Here is a 19,867-nt window from a genome sequence, read left to right as displayed (position 1 = left end):
CAAGACTGAAGCATTTTTATTTATGTTTTCGTAATTTTCCAATCTCACGCAAATCTCTTTCCACACGCTTATTTAAAATGTGTTCGATCAATTTGCCGATTCCCCAAATAATTAAAATAATCACAGCTGAAATAATAAGTTTTCCAGGAGAGGTTAAAATATCACGTAGATCACTGCCTAAATAGCTAATCAAGAAGATCAAGATCGGTTTTGAAATAAGGAGTGTCAAAAAATAATATTTCTTTTTTATATTGGATAATCCCGCGACCGTATTGACAACGACAACTGGTGTAAATGGCAGGCACAGCAGCACAAACAATGGTGTAAATCCTCTAATGTCCACCCAGTTAATCAGTTTTTTCACTTGTTTCTGTTCTTTAATCCGACGGAAAAGACGATACTTCCCAAACATGCGAATCATGAAAAAGAACATGTAGGAGCCTGCGACCGTTCCTAGCCATGACAGTAAAAACCCCCAAAATAACCCGTAAGCTGCAGCATTGGCGATGATGATTACAAACAGCGGCAATACAGGGATAAATGATTCCAGGAACGTTAAAAAGATGCCGAAAAACGGACCTAACAGTTTATATTTTTCTACAATTGTTTCAATATTATCGATTGTCATCCAATCTAACATAACAGCTCACCCCTACCAAAAACGATAAAAATTCCTGAAGCTACACAATGTTGTCTAGTACAATTTAATCTTAACATAATTTCTTTATACCCGTTTTCATCAAAAAAAAGAACCTCGTCTTAACGAGATTCTTTTGAAATTAACTAACAACTAATAATCCAATTTTATGGTTATCATCTCGATGGACAACATGCTGGGCTAGACGCAATTCGCCTGAATGATCAAGCACTTCCAAGCGACAATGGGCAGCATTAATCTGCAATGCTTTGTACAAATCTTCTTCTGTAAAAACATCTTGTCCATTTACACGTTTAATAATTTCACCTGCGGCAAGTCCCATTTTCTCAGCAGGCGAATCTGGTAAAATGCCGGCGATCATTACACCTTTATCACTGCGTACAACAGCATAACTGTTGCGGTCCTCTGAGCGACTATAATGAATACCGATAATTGTACGGGAAATTGCACCTAATGCTAATGCAGCTGCACCTAGTATCGGCAGGAAATAAGCGGCTAATCCGACGACCAGCACAAATTGTCCTATCATAATAATCGAACGTCCCATTTGCGGATACACATTCATCGGCAACTTTTGGCGGACCATCTGCTGGAATCCGATAATAAACGGGAAAACAATGATCGAAAACTGTTCTGCTCCGATCGTAAATTGTGGCCAATAAGGCGCAAAGTTTTGAATGCCTTCACCTGGAATAATCGTAAAGACAGGTAAAACCCAAAGCTGCTTACTGAAATAGCCTATCCCATTTAATCCACGCTTTGTTTTCTCCACAATCGGTGAAGCAAAACGGGCACCATACCGGCGAATTAAAATTCCTTCCGCCATGAGTAAGAGCCCCGTCATCATCGGAATTGTCATAACAAGATCATTTGTAACATTTCTGCCTGCCAATTCGAGTGTTCCGATTGTATATGACCAATCTTGCCATTGCATCCAAACGATTCCACAAAAAGCAACCGCCATCACAATCGCTGGCGATAATAATTGATACATATAAATGAGTAAACCTACGAAACTTACAATAAAAACAATTGTCAATAATTCGAGTGATACTGTTAAGCCTATTACAAGACTAAATAAGGAAATAATAACGGACAGCATAAAACCCATCGCAAGCATATTTTTCAGCTCGGACCAGCCACCTAGTATCCGTCGGTTAAAATACCTTCGTTCGCGCTTCACTCGGCGATATCCTAAATAAACTGCGGAAATGATGGCGACATAAAACAAAGGATTTATAAAAAATCGGCCAATCCCTTTTAAAATTTCAATCAAAATTGTTCCATCCATATTCTCACCTACCGTACGAATAATTGTACCAAATCCTTTCCGTAATGCGTAGTCCCATTTGTACCGGAAATAAAATAAAGGCGTTGTCGGGAAAATTGAAAATCTACGGGTGAGTTAAATAAATTGGATATTCTTCAGATCATTTTTATGTTTATCATATAAAAAAAGCCCGTTTCATTATGAAACAAGCCCTCAATATGTTTTACACTGTCCATCACTCAAACTGATGCATAATATAACTGATCGCCATCTGCAGTTGCATGTCATTTACTTTTGACTGTTTGAATGTTTGCAGTTCTTCTGTTAATTCATGGAAAAACACTTCATCCATATAGCTTCCTTCTGCAATATCATGCTTTTTCCTGAAGCTTTCCACTTCCTGTGCTGTATCCTTATCAAAGAATCCATCTGTTCGGCTGATGCTGTAGCCGAGTTCACTTAAAATACGCTGGCTGTAGGCAACTTCTTCACTGTATTCTCCCTCTTCAAAGCGGCCTTTCAGTATTTTTGTTTCTACACTGTAAAGCGGATGCTGTGTCACTTCGACATCCGGTTCAATCCCTACATCATGGATCCACTTTTTCGAAGGAGTAAGCCATTTATTCGTCGACAATTTTACTTCTCCGCCATTTTGAAGATCCCATGTTTGTTGGACCGTTCCTTTACCGAAGCTCGTCACCCCAATAATGACCGAACGTTTCCAGTCCTGTAGGGCACCGGCAAACACTTCACTAGCTGATGCGCTTCCTTCATTTTGGATAAGTGTTAAAGGTGTGTCACGCAGCCAATTCACGTAAGGCTGGAACTGTTCCACTTCCTTTGTTTTCAGTGGCTCTGTTACACCGTCATGATTTTGCATATACGCAAAGATTTTTTCTTTTTGCTCGAACATGCTCATCATTTGGGCAACACTATGTAAATAGCCACCTGGATTGTCCCGCACATCAATGATTAACCCTTCTACTTCCTCCTTCATCACTCCATCAAGAGCCTCTTTCCATTCTTCTGCTGTTTTTTCACCAAATAGATTGATCGTTATATAGCCAAGTTTTCTTCCTTCTACTTCGAGAACTTCAGCTTCCACCGTATCATTTTTCAAACGTTCTCTTTTCACGACCAACTTTAAATGCTGGTCCAGTTCCGGTCGATAAATGACAAGTTCCACGGCTTCCCCTTCTTTACCATACATCAGCTTACGAACTTCCCCCATAGACTTTCCGTCAAGTCTTACTTCATTAATTTGTATAAGCTCATCCAATGGTCGAATGCCCGCTTTTTCTGCAGGTGAAGCTTTAATAGGAGCTACAACGATAATCTTGCCATTCGCATCTGCCAATTCAACACCGATACCGATTCGTTCACTTGCGAGCGTCTGTTTATGTAATGCTGCTTCCTGCTCCGAATAATAAGTACTATAAGGGTCATTTATTGCATTTGCCATCCCTCGCAATGCACCCTCCACCAATTTTTCAGAGTTGACATCATAAACTGATTCGCTCGTGATTAACTGATGCAGTTCATTGACTACCGCAAAACTCGCCTGTTCCTCCTGTGGCTGCGCCTTGATTTTCATTACACCATAAACAATTATTCCGATACACACCATCGCAACTACTAATAAAAAAATCCGACTTTTCCGCACGAGTTCTCCTCCGTTCCATAAAATTTATGAAGCGAATGAAAGTTTCATACTTATAAAGTCGAATTTAAACGTCCTAAAGTGAAGATATTTTAAGGTTCCTGATCCAAATCGTCTCAATTCCTGCACTTAATCTAGTTGAATGACATTTTCCCGCAATGCATCCAAATCGAGTGGACCAATTATTTGCTTTTGTATTTTCCCTGAAGTATCAATCATGTATGTTGTTGGCATCGTCATAATTTCATATTGATAGGCAACAGCTTCAGTTTGTTCCAGTACGATTGGGAAGGTGATGTCATAACTTTTTAGAAACTGCTCTACACGCTCCAGCTTTTCGTTTGCGTACGTCATATTGACACCGACAATTTCCACATTGTCTTCTTCACGGTATTTTTCGTAGTATTTTTGCATATGCGGCATTTCAGCTTCACATGGCGGACACCAGGTTGCCCAGAAATTCAGTACGACACGCTTCCCTCTCAGCTCCGAAAGTGTCAACGGCTCGCCCTGTAAATTATATAATGTAAAATCCGGTGCAAACTGACCTTTTTCGAGGCCGACTTCTTCATCCAGTTCAACTTCTTTCCCTAATGCATGCTCGTTGATTGCAGTACTTTGATCGATTTCAGCTTTTATGTAAGTGCCAAGCATCGTGATGACAAGCACTAAAATAATACCGACTCCAACATTTTTCTTCATCAACTTCACCCCACATTTCTTCCTATTAGTACATTATCATAACTTTTAGATAATTATTCAAACGAAAAAGGCAAAACTTTAATAATTAAAGTTTTGCCTTTTATATAACTTACAGTGAAATATAGTTTAATGGGTTGACGGCGTTTGAACGACTGCCGTTCCATTCACCGACATGGATCTCAAAGTGTACATGAGGTCCAGTTGAGTTACCTGAATTCCCAAGTCTTGCAATTTGTTGACCTTTTGAAACAGATGCTCCAACACTCGTATTAAATCCGCTTAAATGGGCATACGTTGTCGTGAATAATTGTCCTTCAATCGAGTGAGTAACCATTACAACATTCCCGTAACCATTCATCGAACCAACATAGGAAACAACACCATCCGCTGCTGCAACAACCGGTGTTCCGATTGAGTTGGCAATGTCAATTCCTAAGTGATTTTTACTTCCGATTGGTCCAATATCACGCCCACCGAACCCTGATGTAAAACGGCCCGCTGCAGGTCTTGTCCAATGTCCTGAAGAAACAACCGGCAAGTTTCCGGAACTTACAGTACTATTGCTGCTGCTACTGTTTTGTTGTTTCTTTTTAGCAGCCGCAGCTTCCAATGCCTTTTGACGGGCAACTTCCGCTAATCGGCGCTGTTCTTTAAGAAACTTCTCTTCCAGCTCTTTACTTAATTCTACCTTATCATCGTACTCTGCTTTCAGTTCTGTTTTCTCAGATCGTAGTTTCGCTTCTTCTTTTTCAAGCTCTGCTACTAGCTGTTTCTTTTCTTTCTTTTGTTGGTTTAAAGAAGCCATCAAACTTTTCAATTTCGCTTTATTCGCTTCAAGCTCTTCTTTCGTCTTCACAAGCTCCAGCTTTTGAACTTCAAGTTTTTCCTGGTCTTCCTTTTGCTCACGCATAATTTGACGGTCAGCGTCCATAAGTGTGCTTACAGCAGAAAAACGATCGATAAAGTCTACGAAACTATTTGCTCCAAGCAGGACGTCAAGGTAACTAACTGTACCTGATGACTGAATCGCCCGTGCACGCTCACGCAATAGTTCATTACGTTGCTCAATCTTCTCTTTTAATTCTGCGATTTCATCTTCTAAAATAGAAATCTCTTCGTTTGCAATTTCAATATCCAATTCGACAACGGCAATACTATGATTCGTTTCATTAATTTTTGCACCCAGTTGCTCCAGCTGCGAAATGATTTTTTGCTGTCTGTTTTGATTTGTTTGAATCTCGTTTGTTTTTTGTTCGAGTGATTTATTAATTGATTTCTTTTCTGCTTCGAGTTGACTGCGCTCTTTTTTCAGTTCACTTAATGATGCTGCGGATGCTGCCGGTATTTGAACAAATAGTACTAGCGCAAGTATTGCTGCAATGGTTTTAAATGAACGCGTCGTTAGCTTCTTCAAAAACTTTTCCCCCTAAATGCATGGGTAATAGTGGCTCTTTTTGTCTCTCTAAGATGTAAAAAACGAGCCACTTCCCAATATTTTCGTCATTGTCAATGTTGCCTTGGCAATGTGTGACAGTCGCTGAAAGAAGTTATACTTTTAAAAACTTACGAACTGACATGAAACTTCCCCATATACCGATGAACATCCCGATGAAGATGATTAATCCGTTCACCTGGTACATAAGTGGTGTTACTTCTAACATTTGGAACAATTCCCCTTTTAATCGAGGTGCCAATAAATCATAAATATTGTAATAAGCAATTGTAACGGCTGCGACTGGAATAATAGATCCAATCAAACCAAGCCACATTCCTTCCAATACAAATGGAATGCGGACGAAAGAATTTGTAGCCCCTACAAGCTTCATAATTTCAATTTCATCTTTACGTGCAATAATCGTAATGCGAATGGTATTAGAGATTAAGAACATCGCTGTAAACAGCAGTCCTAAAATTAATACGAGTCCAACATTACGAGCGATTTCTAAAAAGTTAAATAGTTTTTCTACTTTACCCTCGCCATATTTTACTTCAAAAGTATTGTCTAAGCTATCAATCTGCTTGGCGACATCAGCTGTTTTCAAAGGATCGACAGCCTTGACATACAGCACATTATATAACGGGTTGTTCTGTTCGAATAAACTTAATTCATCACCAAAATCTTTGATTAACTTACTTAATTCTTGTTCTTTAGAAGAATATGTAACTTCCTCGACATCCGGCATATTATGAATCTCGTCAAGAAGCTGCTCTTCAGCCAATTTTGCTTCTTCCGCTTCCGGAATAATATCAATCATGACACGAATTTCAACATCGTTTTCCAAATCGGAAGCGACTTTGTTTAAATTCATCATAATCGCAGCAAATACACCGACCAATAATAATGTAACCGTTACAGCACTGATGGAAGCCAGTGTCATCCAGCTGTTACGGCCTAATGATTTAAAACTTTCACGGAAATGACGGGCAATTGTTCTAGTTTTCATAGCCGTAGTCACCTCCGTACTCATCACGGACGATCATTCCGCCTTCAATTGCAATAACTCTTTTACGCACAGTATTTACGATTTCACGGTTATGTGTTGCCATCAAAATCGTCGTACCTTGGCGATTAATTTCCTCAAAAATATTCATAATTTCCCACGATGTTTCCGGGTCTAAATTTCCTGTAGGCTCGTCCGCAATCATCACTTTCGGACGGTTTACAATCGAGCGGGCAATTGCTACACGCTGCTGTTCTCCACCTGACAGCTCATTCGGCAGCATTCTCACCTTATGCTTTAAGCCCACCAGTTCAAGTACTTCCATTACCCGTTTACGGATGACGCTTGGCTGTTCTTCAATTACTTCCATCGCGAACGCTACATTTTCATACACTGTTAAGCGCGGCAATAATTTAAAGTCCTGGAAGACGACACCAAGATGACGGCGTAAATGAGGTACGCGATTATTTTTTAGCGTTCTCAAATTAATGCCATTAATGATGACATCGCCGGAAGTCGGTTTTTCTTCACGGTACATCAACTTAATAAATGTCGATTTACCTGCTCCACTCGGGCCAACAATATACACAAATTCACCTTTTTTTATATGAACCGTAATCCCGTTTGCGGCGACGACCCCATTAGGATACTTCTTCACTACATTATTCATTTCAATCATTCACGAAACCACCTAAGCTCAATATCTAGAATTTTAAATTTTAGTCTTACCCATTATAGCATTTTCAGGCTCAAATTTTATTACATTTTCTTTTCAATGTAAGCCCCGTCTCGTTTTCAGGCTCCCGGAGCGCCATGACAACATTACAAAATTTCATTTGTTCATAAAATTTCATGGAATTACACTTATTTTTTGGTTTTCGTAATATAAATGTTAAAGTATGAAATGTTCTTAATATAATAAAATACTCTACACTATTTTTAATTATTCGACGATTTCACTGAAAACCCTTCTCATTATTTGGATTATTATGGTATTTGTAGGGAGATTTTTAGAAAAATTCTTTTTCCATGTAGGAATGTGGCAATTTGTGACTTTTTATTGGAGATTTGGCGGAAAACAAAAAGTTCGAATAAAAATGAAAAGCACCCAAATTCTTTGCGAGAAAATGGATGCTTGATTTTATAAGGAATTTATTTCTTTAAAGAATTAGTCACTCGAGCTTCACGAAATCCGGAAAGCTGTAGCTAAAATACTACGCCTATTGCAGCGTATAGCGTACCAACACTGTACCTGTGCGAGATTCTCCTACTAATTTCAAGAGTTTCGCGCCTTCCAGTTCTTTAGTGAAACGTACCGATTTTGACAGAAATTGCTCTTCTTCTTCCGTAAGCAATACATCACTTAAACCGATATCTGCTTTTCCGAAGTTCGAGTAAACCTGACCGTCCAGTGCCACTGTTTTCGGCACGTAAATTTCTACTGAACCTGCCAGAGCACGAGCCTTGATTTTATGCGCTTCCGCACTCGTTGTTGTAATGACAACATGTCCATTCATCGATTCAGCTTCTACTTCATTTAATTCGCCATCTACATATATACGTCCATTCGCTGTGCCGATTTCCAAATCTTCACCTTTAATATGACGGGCTTCTACTGCACCGTTGCTCGTTTGCAGTTCCGCATGATCAAATGTTGCATTTTCCAGACGGATTACCCCGTTATGTGTACGCGCTTTAACTAACTTTGCGTCAACCTGTTCGATTGAAACGCTACCTGTTAATAGTTTTGCGATTACTACGTCATAATGTTTCTCTGGAATAGCTACTTGTACTTTCACTTGTGCAAATTTATTTGTAGACTGGATAAATAATTTGTCATTTGTCAGCTTCGACATATTTTCCGTTGCCTGTGCAATCGTTTCTTCTTCTGTACCTTTTAACGGTGTTTTCCCTGTCACATTTACAGTAACTAATTCATCCGCTGCGCGTACGATATCGATTTTACCATTGGCGATTTCCAGCTCTACCCCTTTAACATCAGCTACAGGGTAAGCATACGTTTTAGTAAACTCAACTTTTTCTCCAAACGGTGTATCAATATCAAGTTCTTTAAACTTAGATAATGCTGCGCCGACCAATCCTGTCATGCGTGTGCTGAATTGCGATAAATCCTGTTTAATATCGCCCATGAACTCGTCCATCTTTTTATTGAATTCTTTATCGTTAAATGACTTGCCGAAAATATCTTCAAATCCTGTTGTTTTACGTTTTTCTTTTTGCTCTTCAAAAACCGGTTCTGCCTTATTCGGCTCTTCCCCAAACTTTTCTTCAAAAAGCGATTGCTCGACTGGTACTGCTTGTGATGGAGTGGATTCCTTTTCCGACGACAATTTTTCCAGTAATACAATTGCCTCTTCTGCCGTAATTGTACCGCTTTCAACTAATTTTAAAATGCGTTTACGTTCTTCTTGCATAAAAAATTCCTCCCTCTGCTTCGTATATAGTTATTATACGAGGAGGGAGGACGAAAAGTTTCGTTTGCGCTCTTAGTTTTTCATTCTATTTATTCTGCGCTTCTTTAATTCTTGATTCCATACGTTCACGGTCACGTTCCAAAATCGGTTTTAAGTAGCGTCCTGTATAACTTTCCTTCACTTCGGCTATTTTCTCCGGTGTACCTGTCGCTAAAATTGTACCGCCACCTTCGCCACCTTCAGGACCTAAATCAATAATATGGTCGGCTGTTTTGATAACATCGAGATTATGCTCAATCACAAGCACAGTCTCACCGTTTTCGACTAAGCGCTGCAGTACAATCAGCAAACGGGAAATATCATCGGCATGCAAACCAGTTGTTGGTTCATCCAAAATATAAAATGACTTACCGGTTGAACGACGGTGCAATTCCGACGCCAATTTCACACGCTGTGCTTCACCGCCAGATAATGTAGTTGCAGGCTGACCAAGCTTCACATATCCAAGACCCACATCGACAATCGTTTGCAGTTTACGCTGAATTTTCGGCAAGTTCCCGAAAAACTCCAATGCATCTTCTACCGTCATTTCCAAAATATCGGAAATATTTTTATCTTTATATTTTACTTCAAGTGTTTCGCGGTTATAACGCTTCCCGTGACAAACTTCACACGGCACATAAACATCCGGTAAGAAGTGCATTTCGATTTTAATAATGCCATCTCCGCGGCAAGCTTCACAACGTCCGCCTTTTACGTTGAAAGAAAATCGCCCTTTTTTATAGCCGCGCACTTTCGCCTCATTCGTCATAGCAAATACATCGCGAATATCATCAAATACGCCAATATAAGTTGCAGGGTTAGAACGTGGTGTACGTCCGATTGGCGATTGGTCCACATCAATTACTTTTTCAAGTTGTTCTAAACCTTCTATTGTTTTATGCTTGCCCGGTTTTACTTTTGCCCGGTTCAGTTTTGATGCGAGCGATTTATATAAAATTTCATTCACTAATGTCGATTTACCAGAACCGGACACACCTGTAACGGCGATGAACTGACCTAGCGGGATATCGACACTGACGTTTTTCAAGTTATTTTCAGATGCACCTTTAATCTTTATTTTCCGGCCATCTGATTTACGGCGTTCAAGCGGCAGTGGAATAAATTTCTTCCCGCTCAAATATTGGCCGGTAATCGACTCTTTGTTCTTCATGACTTGCTTTGGTGTCCCTTGTGCAATGACTTGACCGCCATGTACACCGGCACCCGGTCCGATATCGATTAAATGGTCCGCTGCCATCATCGTGTCCTCATCATGCTCGACGATAATTAATGTATTGCCGAGGTCGCGCATATTTACAAGTGTATTAATTAAACGGTCATTATCACGCTGGTGCAGACCGATTGACGGCTCGTCCAAAATGTAAAGTACACCTGTTAAACGGGAGCCGATTTGAGTAGCCAGTCGAATACGCTGTGCTTCCCCGCCGGATAATGTTCCAGCAGATCGTGCAAGTGTTAAGTAATTTAATCCGACATCCAATAAAAACTTCAGTCGTTCAATCACTTCACGAATAATTAAATTCGCAATCTGGCGTTCTTTTTCTGTTAATTCTACTGAACTAAAGAACTCATACATTTCCTGAATGGAGTGGCGTGTCGCTTCTGAAATGTTCTGGTCTTTAATTTTCACTGCGAGTGTTTCCTTTTTCAGACGGTGCCCTTTACAAGTCGCACAAGGCTGTTCGGTCATGTACTTTTGCATCGACTCACGTACATAATCTGAAGAGGAATCTTTAAAGCGTCGTTCGATATTTGCGATGACGCCTTCAAATTCGATATTTTTCTTATGCACACTGCCATAATCATTTGTATATTCAAATAGAATTTTCTCTTTTCCAGAACCGTATAAAATTTTATCCATTTTCTCCTTAGGAATATCTTTTACCAGTACATCCATTGGAATGTTGTAATGTTTGCATACGGATGCCAACAGCTGCGGGTAATAGTTGGACGATACGGATTCCCATGGTGCTATCGCATTTTCAAGCAATGTTAAATCCCAATTGTGAATGACTAAGTCGATATCAGCCTTTGCTTTACTTCCAAGCCCATCACATGTAGGGCAAGCTCCGAACGGACTGTTGAACGAAAACATGCGCGGCTCAAGTTCACCAATCGAAAATCCGCATATTGGACATGCATGATGCTCACTGAATAACAGCTCCTCATGATCGATCACATCGACTAGAACACGTCCATCCGCAATTCTGAGTGCTGCTTCTAGGGAATCGCTTAAACGCGTTTCATTGCCCTCTTTTACAACAACACGGTCCACGACTACTTCAATTGTATGTTTTTTGTTTTTATCCAACTCAATATTATCATCGAGATCACGCAGTTCCCCATTTATACGGATACGAACAAAACCTTGTTTTTTCAAGTCTTCAAGCAGCTTCACGTGCGTTCCTTTTTTGCCTTCAATAACAGGGGCAAGCAGCTGCATTTTCGTGCGCTCCGGATATTCCATCAGGCGGTCAACCATTTGTTCAACTGTCTGCGATGTAATTTCAATCCCATGTGTCGGGCAATACGGTTTTCCGATACGCGCAAAAAGCAGTCGCAAGTAATCGTAAATTTCCGTTACTGTCCCGACTGTTGAGCGCGGGTTACGGCTCGTTGTCTTCTGGTCAATCGAAATCGCTGGTGACAGTCCTTCAATTGTATCGACATCCGGCTTGTCCATTTGTCCTAAAAATTGTCGTGCATATGCAGACAATGATTCAACATAACGACGCTGCCCTTCCGCATAAATCGTATCGAATGCCAGTGAAGATTTACCGGAACCTGAAAGCCCTGTCACAACGACAATTTTATCGCGTGGAATTGTGACATCAATATTTTTTAAATTATGCGCTCGTGCACCTTGTACGACAATTTCTGTATTTTTCACATTGTTCACCCTTCTGCTTTCAATTCAAATATCATGTCACGTAGTTCAGCCGCGCGTTCAAAGTCCAGCGCTTTTGCGGCTTCTTTCATTTCAACTTGCAATGTTGCAACAAGCTTCTCCAGCTCTTTTTTCGTCAGCTTTTTACCGCCTGTCACTTTTGTAATATATGTTTCTTCCTGTTCCGCAGCTTGTGTTGCGCGGATAATATCAGGAATCTTTTTAATGATTGTTTTCGGTGTAATACCATGTTCTTCATTGTAAGCCATTTGGGTTTCACGACGGCGCTTTGTTTCACTGATCGCCTTTGTCATTGAATCCGTCATATTATTGGCATACATAATGACATGACCGTTCGAGTTACGCGCAGCACGTCCGATAGTTTGAATAAGCGAACGTTCCGAACGGAGGAACCCTTCCTTGTCCGCATCCAAAATTGCGACAAGAGATACTTCGGGAATATCAAGACCTTCCCTTAATAAGTTAATGCCGATCAGCACATCATATGTCCCTTTACGAAGTTCCCGGATAATTTCAATCCGTTCCAGCGTTTTGATTTCCGAGTGCAAGTATTCGACTTTCAAGCCCATTTCTTTTAAATAGCTCGACAAATCTTCGGACATTTTCTTCGTCAATGTCGTGACGAGTGTCCGTTCATTACGACGGATTCGCTCATGAATTTCATCGATCAGATCATCAATTTGCCCTTCAATCGGACGGATATCAATCGTCGGATCAAGCAGCCCTGTCGGACGAATAATCTGTTCTACCATTTCCGGTGTATGCTCTAATTCATAAGGGCCTGGTGTTGCCGATACATAAATGGCCTGGCTTACTTTCGATTGAAACTCATCAAACATGAGCGGACGGTTATCGAGTGCGGACGGCAGACGGAATCCATGCTCAACCAATACTCCTTTACGAGCCTGGTCTCCATTATACATACCACGTACTTGCGGTAATGTAACATGGCTTTCATCAACGACAAGCAAAAAGTCTTCCGGGAAGTAATCAAGTAATGTATACGGCGTCGCCCCTGCTTCACGCAATGTTAAATGGCGCGAATAGTTTTCGATACCTGAGCAGAATCCCATTTCCTTCATCATTTCCAAATCGTAATTTGTCCGTTGCTCCAGGCGCTGCGCTTCCAGTAAACGGTCTTCCGAACGCAATGTTGTAAGACGCTCCTCCAGCTCTTTTTCGATATTTTCAATCGCAATTTTCATTTTCTCTTCACGGGTAACGAAGTGGGAAGCAGGGAAAATGGCTACATGCTGACGGTCCCCTAAAATTTCGCCCGTCAGTGCATCTACTTCACGAATCCGGTCAACTTCATCTCCGAAAAACTCGATTCGGATACAGTGTTCATCGCGTGAAGCCGGAAAAATTTCGACAACATCCCCGCGTACACGGAACGTACCGCGTGTAAAGTTAATATCATTACGTTCATATTGAATGTCGACTAGTTTCCGCAATAGCTGATTGCGCTCGATTTCCATCCCTGTACGAATGGAAGCGACCATTTCACGATATTCTTCCGGATTACCGAGACCGTAAATACACGATACGGATGCGATAATAATGACATCTTTCCGTTCAAACAAAGCAGTCGTTGCCGAGTGGCGCAATTTATCGATTTCTTCATTAATACTTGAATCCTTTTCAATGTACGTATCAGTTTGCGGTACATACGCTTCCGGCTGGAAATAGTCATAGTAGCTGACGAAATATTCAACTGCATTGTCCGGGAAAAATTCTTTAAACTCACTATATAATTGGCCGGCCAGTGTTTTATTGTGTGCCATCACAAGCGTCGGCTTATTCACTTCTTTAATTACATTGGAAATCGTAAATGTTTTACCCGTACCTGTCGCCCCAAGCAATGTCTGGTGACGCTTGCCTTCTTTAACTCCCTGTACGAGCTGTTTAATCGCTTCCGGCTGATCCCCGGCAGGCTGATAGGCGGACTTTATTGTAAAAGTTTCTGTCATATTTAGATTGTCCTTTCTGTCACTTATGGTATCTTCTATTTTAACATACCCGTTTTTAATTTACGATAAAATTGCGAACGTACATTCGAATTTAATGTGACGGTGGAGTTTTAGATGTGTTGTAGGATTTATTAGAACTTTTGTGGTGGATATTAGAAAAGTACGGTGACATATTTGAAGATTCGAGCTGGTTATTTGAAAATCCTGAGCACTTATTAAGAAGAATTATCCTTTTTATTAGAAAATAACCAATTTATTAGAACTATTTTTATTTTATTAGAATCTTCTCATCATATATTAGAAAAAAAACGGAGCCCCGATTTTGCCCATAAAAAAAACCACCTGGAATAGGGTGGCTTTTACGAAACAGTTTCCAATAACTCTTTTAACTCTGTAGTATAGCTGTAAAATGCTTGTTCGTTCTTTTGATCTAACGATGTATCGATAAGTAACTTTAATTGTTCAATACGTTGCATCCGCTGCAACCGACTAATAAATAAATCTAAATAAATTTCATTCAATAGCTTCTCTGCATGATGTTCAGTGGACTGCTGACTAACCGCTTTTAAAAAGTCTGTATACGAATAATATTTATCCATCGATATCACCTCGACCTCTTTTAACCATTATAAGTTAAAAATCATACAATTTGCAATATATTCTGAAAAATTATCATATGACAGAATTTTCTAAATATAATGTTGATTTTTAGCACTTTATGCAGTAGTTTAGATGTATAGTGAAAATTTAAGCGATTAAAAAAGTAGGAAAGATAGGGGATGCAAAATGATCAGTAATTTAACACGAAATTCCAATTACATTATTTCTAATTCCACCTTTTGTTTGAAGTCCTATCAGCATCGAGATAAAATTCACACTACTATATTGGACAAGTACGGCAAATCTACCTCTCCGTATAAGCCTCTAAAAATTATTCGCGATACATGTCGTCTGCATGGAAGTTCCTATGATGCTAGCAAATATCAGGCGAGGGGATTTTTCGGAGAGAATAAACATAAATTGCCGATCATGGTGGCCTATGATTTCGGGGACCCGTGCATTTTATTCCCGCTGTTTTCGCCGTATTCACCTCAAAATATTTGGATATCCTTGAATCCTATTATTAATATTAGTGAAGACGGGGATAAAACGCTCGTAACTTTTGTGGATAATACTGAAATTAGTCTGGACATCAATATGAAATCATTCAACCAGCAATATGTACGCGCTGCGATGTACTATAAATATCTGCTTTTACAGCGCAATAGTATCTTATAAGAGCATCAGTTTTTTTTAAAATATTCAGCAAGAAGTAACTCACTTTGATTACGAAGGCGAATATTCGAATATCTTCTACACTCCATGACTCCCCCAAAGTAAAAATGATACTCGGTAAACAAATCATCCGTTTTGCCTCTCACTAAGCGCATCTGATGAAGTTTAAAATAGTCCTTCGTTTCTTTTAAGTCATGCTCTATTTTGATACGTACAGCATCGATTAATTGCAAATAGGGATTTTTAAATTTGAACGGACTTTGCTCCACTATTGAATAATCCTTCCCAAGAATAATTAACAGCAACGGCAAATAAATCCCTGCCTCATAATACGGAATCGTTTTAGAAGGAATTTGCAGCATACCAATACCTCCAATTAATAAGAACATTTGTTCGTATATGTATTTTCACATATTTTTTTATATTTGACAAGTGGAAAATAAATACCTAGCTTAAATTTCACTAAAAAACCGTGCCTTAGCTTTTTTACTAAGGCACGGTTTTATTTTATTACGATGTGAAAGGTATTAATATGAGATTTTTGATCGTAAATAGGCCGTAATGAAAATGTCCAGATCGCCGTCCATTACAGCGCCTACATTCCCTGTTTCTGCACTTGTACGGTGATCTTTTACCATTGAATACGGATGGAACACATATGAACGAATTTGTGAGCCCCAGCCGATTTCCTTCTGCTCACCGCGAATTTCATCCAGCTGTGCCTGCTGCTTTTCGATTTCCAGCTGATACAGCTTCGATTTCAGCATTTTCATTGCCGCATCACGGTTTTTAATTTGCGAACGTTCTGACTGACATTGTACAACGACACCTGTTGAAAGATGGGTAATACGTACAGCTGAGTCGGTCGTGTTAATATGCTGACCACCGGCACCCGTTGCGCGGTACGTATCGACTTTTAAATCTTCAGTTCGTATATCGATTTCGATTTCGTCATTGAACTCTGGCATAACATCACATGATACGAACGATGTATGACGGCGGCCTGATGAATCGAACGGTGAAATACGCACTAGACGGTGTACCCCTTTTTCCGCTTTTAAATAGCCGTACGCATTATGGCCCGAAATTTGCAGTGTAACGGATTTGATACCGGCTTCATCACCTGGCAAATAGTCGATTGTCGTTACTTTAAAGCCGCGCTTCTCTGCCCAGCGTGTGTACATACGTAATAGCATCGAGCCCCAGTCCTGTGACTCGGTACCACCAGCACCTGGATGCAGTTCTAGAATGGCATTGTTTTTGTCGTATGGTTCTGACAACAGCATTTGCAGTTCGAATTCTTCCATTTTTGTCTGGAATTCGGCTAGTTCTTTGCCTAGTTCTTCCTGCAATTCTTCGTCTGGTTCTTCGCGTAATAGCTCAAGCGTCATTTCGAGATTTTCCTGTGTATCGACTAACTCTTTGTATTCGTTGACAACTGCTTTAATGCCGTTGCTTTCGTTAATAATTGCCTGTGCCCCGTTCTGGTCATTCCAGAATTCGGGTTCAAGCATAAGTTCATCTAGTTCCTGGATTCGTGCCTCTTTGTTTTCTAAGTCAAAGAGACCCCCTGAAGTCCGCTAGTTTTGTAGCTGTATTTTCGAGTGCATTGCGCACATCTGCTAATTCCATCATATATTTTCCTCCGTAGTGAAGCGTCAAGTAATCGTCCTTCGTCACCCGTTGGTCTCCGTTCCAGGGTGGACGCTTTCCGGGGGCGTGGCCTGAGCCTGTAGTCTCAGGCGTCACGCTATTCCCCCAGGAGTCGCCACCCTTCCACTCCGACCAACTAGAGTAAATTGAATAAACCATTTCTTTATTTACGCTAGTTCATTATAAATCCTTATAAAACAAACCGGGTCATTGAGCATAGTTTCAATGACCTCGGTTTTATTGCTTTTATTGGCCTACGCCGTGGCATGATTTGTATTTTTTGCCGCTTCCGCATGGGCAGGGGTCGTTGCGTCCGATGTTTTCCGCTTTGCGTGTTGGTAGTTTCTTCGGTTTTGCTGCACCTTCTTCTTTCGGGTTAACAGCTTGGCCTTTTGCTACTTCTTCACGTTGCAGGTTGCTGCGGATTTCTGCTTTTAATGCGTACTTCGCCACATCTTCACGTACTGCTGCGACCATGTCTTCGAACATAGCGAAACCTTCTTGCTGGTATTCGCGTAATGGATCGTTTTGACCGTAAGCTCGTAAATGGATCCCTTGACGCAACTGGTCCATTGCATCGATATGGTCAATCCATTTCGAGTCGATTGAACGAAGTAAAATAACCTTTTCAAATTCACGCATACGCTCCGGTGTCATCGCTTCTTCTTTTTCATCATAGCGCGCTGTCACTTTTTCAGAGATGAACGCAATCATTTCTTCAGGTGATTTATTTTCCAGTTGCTCTTTCGTAATATCGCCCTCATCTAAAAGGTTTGCCGCGATATAGTCTTCCAGTGCATCCAGTGTCCAGTTTTCCTTCTCGCCTTGTGTATGAAGGGCCACTTGATTTTCGATTGCCTGAGAAATCATTGACTCCACTAATGCACGCATATTTTCAGAATCCAATACTTCTTCACGCTCTTTGTAAATCACTTCACGTTGCTGACGAAGTACATCATCGTATTGTAGTAGACGTTTACGTGCATCGAAGTTATTCCCTTCAACACGTTTTTGTGCTGATTCTACCGCTTTTGAAACCATGCCTGACTGGATCGGCTGTGTATCGTCCATACCAAGTCTTGTCATCATCGACTTCATCTTATCCGAACCGAAGCGACGCATTAACTCATCCTCTAAAGAAAGATAGAATTGCGTTACCCCCGGGTTCCCTTGACGACCTGAACGACCACGAAGCTGATTATCGATACGGCGTGATTCATGACGTTCCGTACCAATTACCGCTAAACCGCCAACTTCAAGTACACCTTCACCCGGTTTAATGTCCGTACCACGACCTGCCATGTTTGTCGCGATTGTAACGGCACCTTTTTGACCTGCATTTAAAATAATTTCCGCTTCACGCTCATGGTTTTTCGCGTTTAACACGTTATGCGGAATTTTAAATTTCGTTAAATATTTTGAAATGATTTCAGATGTTTCGATTGCAACCGTACCAACCAGTACTGGTTGACCTATACGGTGACGCTCTGCAATGTCTTCAGCAACCGCTTTGAACTTACCTTCCATCGTTGCAAAAATAAGGTCAGGACGGTCATCACGGGCAATCGGCTTGTTCGTAGGAATCGCTACAACCTGCATATTGTAGATGTTGCGGAATTCCTCTTCCTCTGTTTTCGCTGTACCTGTCATACCAGACAGTTTCTCGTACATACGGAAATAGTTTTGGAATGTAACGGTCGCCATTGTCATCGATTCATTTTGAATCTCGAGACCTTCTTTCGCTTCAATCGCCTGGTGTAGACCATCCGAATAGCGACGACCTTTCATTAGACGACCAGTAAAGCCGTCAACGATTACAACTTCCCCGTCCTGCACAACATAGTCGACATCTTTATGCATGGATGCATGTGCTTTTAAGCTTTGGTTGATTGCATGGTTTAAGCGGACATGTGTTAAATCGAATAAGTTGTCGATGCCAAATGCACGCTCCGCCTTCTCGATCCCTTGCTCCGTCAGTGTTACACCTTTTGTTGATTCTTCATAGTTGTAGTCTTCATCCTGCTTTAACATACGGGCAAATGCATTTGACTGTACATACAGCTGTGCTGATTTCCCTGCTTGTCCGGAAATGATTAACGGTGTACGCGCCTCATCGATTAAAATCGAGTCAACCTCATCGATTACCGCATAATAAAGCGGACGCTGTACACGGTCTTCTTTGTAAAGCACCATGTTGTCACGTAAATAGTCGAAACCAAGCTCATTGTTCGTCGAATATGTAATATCCGCAGCATAAGCTTCGCGCTTCTCATCTTTAGACAGGCTGTTCAGGTTCAGACCGACCGTTAAGCCTAACCAATTATATAACTCTCCCATTTCAGTCGCGTCACGGCTTGCTAAATATTCGTTGACCGTCACGACATGAACACCTTTACCAGTAAGCGCATTTAAATAAACGGACATTGTCGACGTTAACGTTTTACCTTCACCGGTTTTCATCTCCGCGATATTTCCTTCATTTAATGCAGCTGCCCCCATAATCTGAACGCGGAACGGGAACATGCCAAGAACGCGGCGGGATGCTTCACGAATTGTCGCAAAGGCTTCAGGCAACAAAGAGTCCACTGTTTCACCATTTTGGAAACGGTTTTTAAATTCTTCTGTTTTCGCTTTTAGTGCATCGTCAGAAAGGCTTTCAAACTGTCCAGCCAATGCTTCTACTTTATCTGCAATCTTTTCTAAACGCTTTACTTCTTTTTTATTGAAATCAAATAATTTATTTAATATGTTTGCCATCGAATTGGTCACTTCCCAATAAATAGTCTCAAAGTATATTTTAGCATTATATATACCGGTGGCGCAAATGGACTG

At 40.7% G+C, this 19,867-nt stretch carries 16 protein-coding genes; 1 reads left to right on the top strand and 15 read right to left on the bottom strand.

Translation table 11 applies throughout. From position 1 onward, the window contains the following. Positions 1–16: 16 nt before the first annotated feature. The 11 genes from MHH37_RS03745 to MHH37_RS03695 form a co-directional block, all read right to left on the bottom strand. A complete protein-coding gene (locus MHH37_RS03745; protein ID WP_342575053.1) occupies positions 17–640 on the bottom strand; it encodes a TVP38/TMEM64 family protein in 624 nt (207 codons plus the stop codon). 139 nt (positions 641–779) lie between these two features. Next, positions 780–1,949, bottom strand: coding sequence for a PDZ domain-containing protein (locus MHH37_RS03740; protein ID WP_342575052.1), 1,170 nt, complete (start codon positions 1,947–1,949; stop codon positions 780–782). A 214-nt stretch (positions 1,950–2,163) separates the two neighbouring features. Next, positions 2,164–3,591: a S41 family peptidase gene (locus MHH37_RS03735; protein ID WP_008403592.1), complete on the bottom strand. Its 1,428-nt coding sequence runs from the start codon at positions 3,589–3,591 to the stop codon at positions 2,164–2,166. Positions 3,592–3,717: 126 nt separating this feature from the next. After that, complete coding sequence (locus tag MHH37_RS03730; protein ID WP_014824627.1) at positions 3,718–4,290, bottom strand: TlpA disulfide reductase family protein; 573 nt, start codon at positions 4,288–4,290, stop codon at positions 3,718–3,720. Between the two features lie 109 nt (positions 4,291–4,399). Beyond that, positions 4,400–5,704, bottom strand: a complete 1,305-nt coding sequence (locus MHH37_RS03725) for a M23 family metallopeptidase (protein WP_008403594.1) — start codon at positions 5,702–5,704, stop codon at positions 4,400–4,402. 133 nt (positions 5,705–5,837) lie between these two features. Next, positions 5,838–6,734: a permease-like cell division protein FtsX gene (gene ftsX / locus MHH37_RS03720; protein WP_014824629.1), complete on the bottom strand. Its 897-nt coding sequence runs from the start codon at positions 6,732–6,734 to the stop codon at positions 5,838–5,840. Then, the gene (gene ftsE / locus MHH37_RS03715) at positions 6,724–7,410 is read right to left on the bottom strand and encodes a cell division ATP-binding protein FtsE (RefSeq protein WP_008403596.1); all 687 of its coding nucleotides are present in this window, start codon (positions 7,408–7,410) and stop codon (positions 6,724–6,726) included. The genes ftsX and ftsE overlap by 11 nt, the downstream gene beginning before the upstream one ends. Before the next feature lie 541 nt (positions 7,411–7,951). After that, positions 7,952–9,166 (bottom strand): DUF4097 family beta strand repeat-containing protein, encoded by a 1,215-nt coding sequence (locus tag MHH37_RS03710; RefSeq protein ID WP_342575048.1) that lies wholly within the window; start codon positions 9,164–9,166, stop codon positions 7,952–7,954. A gap of 85 nt (positions 9,167–9,251) precedes the next feature. Then, positions 9,252–12,119 carry an excinuclease ABC subunit UvrA gene (uvrA, locus tag MHH37_RS03705; RefSeq protein ID WP_342575046.1) on the bottom strand — a complete coding sequence of 956 codons (2,868 nt, stop codon included), beginning with the start codon at positions 12,117–12,119 and terminating at the stop codon, positions 9,252–9,254. 5 nt (positions 12,120–12,124) lie between these two features. Beyond that, a complete protein-coding gene (gene uvrB, locus MHH37_RS03700; protein WP_342575044.1) occupies positions 12,125–14,107 on the bottom strand; it encodes an excinuclease ABC subunit UvrB in 1,983 nt (660 codons plus the stop codon). Between the two features lie 359 nt (positions 14,108–14,466). After that, on the bottom strand, positions 14,467–14,706 hold the full coding sequence (locus MHH37_RS03695) for an IDEAL domain-containing protein (RefSeq protein ID WP_008407312.1): 240 nt from the start codon (positions 14,704–14,706) through the stop codon (positions 14,467–14,469). 187 nt (positions 14,707–14,893) lie between these two features. Here MHH37_RS03695 and MHH37_RS03690 point away from each other — a divergent pair, with 187 nt between their 5' ends. Continuing rightward, positions 14,894–15,385, top strand: a complete 492-nt coding sequence (locus tag MHH37_RS03690; RefSeq protein WP_008407314.1) for a competence protein ComK — start codon at positions 14,894–14,896, stop codon at positions 15,383–15,385. Between the two features lie 5 nt (positions 15,386–15,390). Here the strand turns inward: MHH37_RS03690 and MHH37_RS03685 are convergent, their stop codons facing one another. From MHH37_RS03685 to secA, 4 genes are all read right to left on the bottom strand, one after another. Continuing rightward, on the bottom strand, positions 15,391–15,744 hold the full coding sequence (locus MHH37_RS03685; RefSeq protein WP_008407316.1) for a hypothetical protein: 354 nt from the start codon (positions 15,742–15,744) through the stop codon (positions 15,391–15,393). Positions 15,745–15,909: 165 nt separating this feature from the next. Continuing rightward, positions 15,910–17,014 (bottom strand): peptide chain release factor 2 gene (prfB, locus tag MHH37_RS03680; RefSeq protein WP_342576210.1). Its coding sequence is split into 2 segments (ribosomal slippage): positions 15,910–16,941 and positions 16,943–17,014, totalling 1,104 coding nucleotides; the frame shifts between segments, so codons are not numbered across the junction. Beyond that, positions 16,940–17,131 carry a hypothetical protein gene (locus MHH37_RS03675; RefSeq protein WP_065216529.1) on the bottom strand — a complete coding sequence of 64 codons (192 nt, stop codon included), beginning with the start codon at positions 17,129–17,131 and terminating at the stop codon, positions 16,940–16,942. The genes prfB and MHH37_RS03675 overlap by 75 nt, the downstream gene beginning before the upstream one ends. 150 nt (positions 17,132–17,281) lie before the next feature. Further along, on the bottom strand, positions 17,282–19,792 hold the full coding sequence (gene secA, locus MHH37_RS03670) for a preprotein translocase subunit SecA (RefSeq protein WP_087615593.1): 2,511 nt from the start codon (positions 19,790–19,792) through the stop codon (positions 17,282–17,284). Between the last annotated feature and the right edge of the window lie 75 nt (positions 19,793–19,867).

This window comes from Solibacillus sp. FSL K6-1781 (genome assembly GCF_038630735.1).
Classification (GTDB): domain Bacteria; phylum Bacillota; class Bacilli; order Bacillales_A; family Planococcaceae; genus Solibacillus; species Solibacillus silvestris.
This window is presented reverse-complemented; position numbering and strand designations above follow the sequence as displayed.